The sequence below is a fragment of the Trichloromonas sp. genome (genome assembly GCF_041583255.1).
In the GTDB taxonomy this organism is placed as follows: Bacteria; Desulfobacterota; Desulfuromonadia; order Desulfuromonadales; family Trichloromonadaceae; genus Trichloromonas.
This window is the reverse complement of sequence record NZ_JBFHGD010000225.1, coordinates 1-5,108: the sequence shown is the minus strand read 5'-3', so window position 1 is coordinate 5,108 and position 5,108 is coordinate 1. Positions and strand designations below refer to the sequence as shown.

The following is a 5,108-nucleotide window of genomic DNA, read 5'->3' as shown; positions in this document are numbered from 1 at the left end:
TGAATGATGCAGATGACCTTGCTGATTCGTCAATATGGTTAAATTATAGGCGCATGAATTATTCATGCAATAAAAAAATTTCGAAAAGTCCCAGTAAAACAGCATGTTAGGTTGTTTTACCGTTTTGAAGAGTAGACCGTTTGTTTAAATTGACAAATTTACCCTGCATGAAATTTCATCAAAACTGAAAGTATGACCGTAACTATCCATAATTATTGTGTTTATGTAAAATAGACCGGTATTTTGAATTTTTCTGTTTGCCGTAAGGCGTGAGCGGAGATGGATAAAATGAAAAAAAATCGATTGCAGGTTTGACCTGGCCCGTTATCAAACCGCGTATTCTGTGGTTTTAGGGGTTTTCACTGGAAAGAGCGGGAATTGAACGGCGTTGGGGCTGTCGGAAGAGCTCAGGGGGCCGTAACCGGGGTTTCGATCAAGGGGAGGTCGCAGGGGGGGATCAGGCCTCGCTGCTCGGCCCGTGTCAACAGGGCGGCCACGGCCGCGAGCCCCTCATCACCGAGATCGAGCGAGAACTTGTTGACGTACAGCCCGATATGGCTGTCGATGACCGCGTCGGAAAGTTCCTGGGCGTGGGCCTTGATGTAGGGGCGCGATGCCTCCGGGTGGGCAAAGGCAAATTCGATGCTGCGCCGCAGGGACGCGTCAATTTCTGCAATCAGCCGCGAACCGAGCGAGCGCTTCACCAGGATGCCTCCCAGCGGGATCGGTTGGCCCGTAGTTGCTTCCCACCACTGGCCGAGATCGAGAACCTGGTGCAGCCCATGCTGACGGTAGGTGAAGCGCGACTCGTGAATGATCACGCCGGCGGCAAATTCGCCTCCCGCCACCGCGGTCATGATGCGGTCAAAGGGGATGGGGACGACCCGTTCGAAGCCTTCTCCGTAGAGCTGAAGCAGCAGGTTGGCGGTGGTCATTGCTCCGGGAATGGCGATCTTCTGGTGGCGCAACTGTTCCATGTCGAGCGGGCGGGCGGCCACCACCAGCGGCCCGCAGCCGCGGCCGAGGGCCCCTCCGCTGCGCAGCAGGGCATAGTTTTGGCGCAGGTGGCCAAAGGCGTGGTAAGAGACCTTGGTCAGGTCGAGAACCGCGCGCATGGCCAGGGCGTTGAGGGTTTCGACATCCTCGAGGCGTTCATGGAAGACGAGATCGCAAAGGGGGATGCGGCGATGGACCAGGGCGTCGAAAATGAAGGTGTCGTTGGGGCAGGGCGAGTAACCGAGGGACAGCGAGCGGGTCATGCGGATTCCTTCCGGTCGTGCCAGTTGCTGAGGAGCTCCTGAACGGCCAGCTGGGCGATTTCTGTGCCCGCCTTGATGTTCCACCTGGAAGGATCGCGGTCCTCGACCAAGTTGGAAATGCCGCGAATCTCCAGAAAGGGGACATTGTGCATGGCGCAGACCTGGGCTACCGCCGCCCCTTCCATGTTTTCACAGATACCGCCGGTGCGGCGGGCCAGTTTCGTGCCGCCGTCCAGTGTTCCCGAGCAGGTCGATACGGTGACGAAGGGTCCGCAGGCGGCAGCGGGACACGGGCCGGCGGTTTCTGCGTTGAGCAGGGCGCGCGCTTTTTCCAGCAGCAGCGGGGAGACCGGATAACGGTTGAAATAGCTCTGTCCATTGCGTTGCACCAGCGGCAGCTGGATCGCTTCCATGTCGAGAAAGCCGCCGGGCGCCAGAACCCCTTCGTCGCCGTAAATTTCTTCGGAGGCTATCGCGAGGTCGCCGATCCGCAGCCCTGAGCCGGGAAAGGCCCCCCCGCAGCCGATCACGATGACCGCTGTCGGCCGGCAGAAAGCGAGCAGCGAGGTGGCGGCGGCTGCCGCGTTGGCCTTGCCGATGCCGCTGTGCAGCAGGGATACGCTGAGGCCTGAACGGGTGCCCAGGTAGAGATCGCGGCCGCCGCAGTTGCGCACCTCGCTGGGGCTGAGAAAGCGGCGCAGCAGGCTGGTTTCAAGGGGGACGGCTGCTATCAGGGCGATCATGGCGAGATACCGGTGTTGGTGGTTAGGGGCCAGGGGGCGCGGCTGGTCTTGGCGGATGTGTCAGCGGTTGGCCGGCGCCGGTGGTCAGCGATTGAACCAGCCCTGGCGAATCAGGTCGCGGCGCAGGGGAACCCCCTGGTTGCAGACGATGCCCTGGTACCAGAAACGGTCTTCGCGGATGGGCAAGCCGTCGCAGGGCGGATCGAGGCGCTTGCGGCGATCGACCAGGTTCTGCTGCAGCTTCTGGTCTGTTTCGGAAACGATCTCGTTGATCTTGCTGCCCAGCGGTTGCGGGACACCGACAATGACGAATTCGATCAGATCGCGCAGCTTGAGGCCCTGGTGGTATTCCCAGAGGTCGCCCTGAAAGCCGGCGGCACATTCGTCGACGAAATCGTTCCAGTCCAGCAGCAGGCCGCCGAAATCATCATCGGCAAATTCGGCATATTCAGGATGTTCGGCCAGGCGCGCCTCGATCTGATCCTGTTCTTTTTTGGAGAGGAAAAAAGAGAAATCGTCCTCTACCGGGTACATGTCGAGGAGTTCGGTCAGGTCGTCGCAGAACGAGGTGTAGTCGAGCTCGGTTTCAGTCATGCTGCAGAACGGTTCCGGCAGCGATTTGCGTTGATGGCAGAGGAGCGACAGGTGGTCGTGGCCAGTGTCCGTGGGAAACTGCAGATCGGCACGGTTGGGGATCTGCATGTGGGCCAGCAGGTCGGTGACGCGCAGGTGGTTGCCGGTGAAGCAGGTCAGAACTTTTTCTTCGGAATAAAAGAGCTCGACGCCTTCGCGGTTATTGGCCAGGCCGAAGCCGACGAAGCCGTCGTGGACCAGGCGGGGCAGGAAGGGTTCAATCGTTTCCAAAATTTCTGCCGTTGGCAGATAGGGCGAATAGTAGATTTTCGGTGTCGGGTTCTGTGCCGGGTCGGCAGGCTGGTCATCCTGGTAGAATTCGAGGATGAAAAAAGTTTCGTCCGGCAGTTTCGGCGCCAGCGCAGCCAGCACCTGGGGAAATTTGCCGGCGTTGACCATGATCGAAAAACGATAGGAATCGGTGGTGTTTTCAAGGGGGCTAAGGGTGTACCCCTCGACAAAACGGAAGGGTTCATCCCCCGTATTCTGTGGCCAGAGGCGCAGCCCCAGCGGGAGTTCGAGCAGTTGGTCAGGCAAGGGAATCCTCTATGGTCTGTGGGTATCGGCGGCAGATGATTCGACAGCGGCGATCATCGTACGGCTTGGCAGCGATGCGGCTATCTCCGATTCGTAAGGTACTAGATTCGCGTAAAAATGTCAACCGGGCTGGCGGTGACCGGCGGGCAACTCCAGGGGGGGGCGGCTGCCGGCAGCGGTGCCCCTGCTCCAGCTGCGGCTTCAACAGTGCGGAAACGAAACAGAACGCGGGTTTGAGTCTTTACTGAGGTGGAAACGGGGTCTTTTGAGGGGGCCGCAGGGGGATGGCCTGCATGCTAAGTAGCGATTTAGTCAGGGTAAATGTTTTTACCTAAGGTAAATAAATTATATTGACAATTTTCACCATTTCCGTTATATCCTTCAGAATAAAACTATATTCTATTTTTTCTGCAGGATTGTCCATGGAATTCAAAATCGGCGCGAAGATCAAGAAGTTGCGCAAGGCCCGCAAGCTGACGCTTCAGGATGTGGCTCGTGAAACGGGTTTTTCTCCGGCGCTCATTTCGCAGATCGAAAACAATAACGTTTCGCCGCCCATTGCCACCCTGTCCAAGCTGGCGCGGTTTTTTGACGTGAAAATGGGGCACTTCTTCGAAGAGGAAGAAGAGGAGCACAAGTACGAAGTGGTTCGCAGGGGCGGGCGCCGGGTGATCAGCCGGGTGATATCCAAGGCCGGTACCGGCCATGGCTACACCTACGAGGCCCTGTCGTTTCGCAAGCACAACAAGAAGATGGAGCCTTTCATGGTGACCATCTCCGAACGGGCGGGCGAGGAGACCCTCTATAATCACGATGGTGAGGAGTTTCTGCTGATACTCAAAGGGCGGGCCGAGGTGTTGCTGGACGAGGAGCGGATCATTCTCGAAGAGGGCGATGCCGTTTATTTCGATTCTTCCCTGCGGCACCGGCTTCTTTCCTACGACGGCGAAGAAGTGCAGGTGCTGGCTGTCGTCACCCGCTGAATGAAGAGAGAAGAGCGAGGGGTGAGGGGTGAAGAGAATTTCTCTGTGGAAGCTCTCCTCACCCCTCACCTGTTGAACCATAATGAATCTGGAAAGGTATTTTCCGATGAGTCAATTTGAGAAGAAATCGGTTGCCGACTGGGAAGCTCTGGTCAAAAAGGAAACCAAGTCCGACAGCCTCGATAAGCTGCAGTGGGATACTCCTGAAGGGATCCGGGTCAAGCCGCTCTACACCAAGGCCGATGTGGAGGGCCTGGAGACGGCCGATACGCTCCCCGGAATCGCCCCCTTCGTGCGCGGGCCGATGGCGTCCATGTACGCCGGTCGTCCCTGGACTGTGCGTCAGTACGCGGGGTTCTCCACCGCCGAAGAGTCGAACGCCTTCTACAAGCGTAACCTCGCTGCCGGTCAGCAGGGGCTCTCGGTCGCCTTCGACCTCGCCACCCATCGCGGCTATGACTCGGATCATCCCCGGGTGGTCGGCGACGTCGGCAAGGCCGGCGTGGCCATCGACTCGGTCGAGGATATGAAAATCCTGTTCGGCGACATCCCCCTCGACAAGGTGTCGGTCTCGATGACCATGAACGGCGCCGTGCTGCCGATCCTGGCCAATTACATCGTTGCCGCCGAGGAGTCCGGGGTTTCCCGGGAGCAGCTGGCCGGGACCATCCAGAACGACATCCTCAAGGAGTTCATGGTCCGCAACACCTATATCTACCCGCCGGAGCCCTCGATGCGGATCATTTCCGACATCATCGAGTACACCAGCACGCACATGCCCAAGTTCAATTCCATCTCCATCTCCGGCTACCATATCCAGGAAGCCGGCGCCAACAACGCGCTGGAGCTGGCCTTCACCCTGGCCGACGGCATCGAGTACGTGCGGACGGCGATCGCCAAAGGTCTCGACGTCGATGCTTTTGCGCCGCGGCTGTCATTCTTCTTCGCTATCG

At 58.4% G+C, this 5,108-nt stretch carries 5 protein-coding genes; 2 read left to right on the top strand and 3 right to left on the bottom strand.

What is annotated here, in order from left to right; translation table 11 throughout:
• Positions 1–407: 407 nt before the first annotated feature.
• The 3 genes from ABYV89_RS14350 to ABYV89_RS14340 form a co-directional block, all read right to left on the bottom strand.
• Positions 408–1,259, bottom strand: a complete 852-nt coding sequence (locus ABYV89_RS14350) for a 1,4-dihydroxy-6-naphthoate synthase (protein ID WP_432823622.1) — start codon at positions 1,257–1,259, stop codon at positions 408–410.
• The gene (gene mqnB / locus ABYV89_RS14345; RefSeq protein WP_432823621.1) at positions 1,256–2,002 is read right to left on the bottom strand and encodes a futalosine hydrolase; all 747 of its coding nucleotides are present in this window, start codon (positions 2,000–2,002) and stop codon (positions 1,256–1,258) included. The genes ABYV89_RS14350 and mqnB overlap by 4 nt, the downstream gene beginning before the upstream one ends.
• 84 nt (positions 2,003–2,086) lie before the next feature.
• Positions 2,087–3,172, bottom strand: coding sequence for a hypothetical protein (locus tag ABYV89_RS14340; protein ID WP_432823620.1), 1,086 nt, complete (start codon positions 3,170–3,172; stop codon positions 2,087–2,089).
• 422 nt (positions 3,173–3,594) lie between these two features.
• Between ABYV89_RS14340 and ABYV89_RS14335 the strand changes: the two genes are divergently transcribed.
• The gene (locus ABYV89_RS14335) at positions 3,595–4,155 is read left to right on the top strand and encodes a helix-turn-helix domain-containing protein (RefSeq protein WP_432823619.1); all 561 of its coding nucleotides are present in this window, start codon (positions 3,595–3,597) and stop codon (positions 4,153–4,155) included.
• Between the two features lie 106 nt (positions 4,156–4,261).
• Positions 4,262–5,108 (top strand): methylmalonyl-CoA mutase family protein (locus ABYV89_RS14330; protein ID WP_432823618.1); only part of this gene is annotated, 847 nt, incomplete at its 3' end.

What these genes read in the sequence shown, in the direction of transcription:
- ABYV89_RS14350 (WP_432823622.1), bottom strand. Translation starts at nt 1,259, where the DNA reads ATGACCCGCTCGCTGTCCCTCGGTTACTCGCCCTGCCCCAACGACACC.
- mqnB (WP_432823621.1), bottom strand. Translation starts at nt 2,002, where the DNA reads ATGATCGCCCTGATAGCAGCCGTCCCCCTTGAAACCAGCCTGCTGCGC.
- ABYV89_RS14335 (WP_432823619.1), top strand. Translation starts at nt 3,595, where the DNA reads ATGGAATTCAAAATCGGCGCGAAGATCAAGAAGTTGCGCAAGGCCCGC.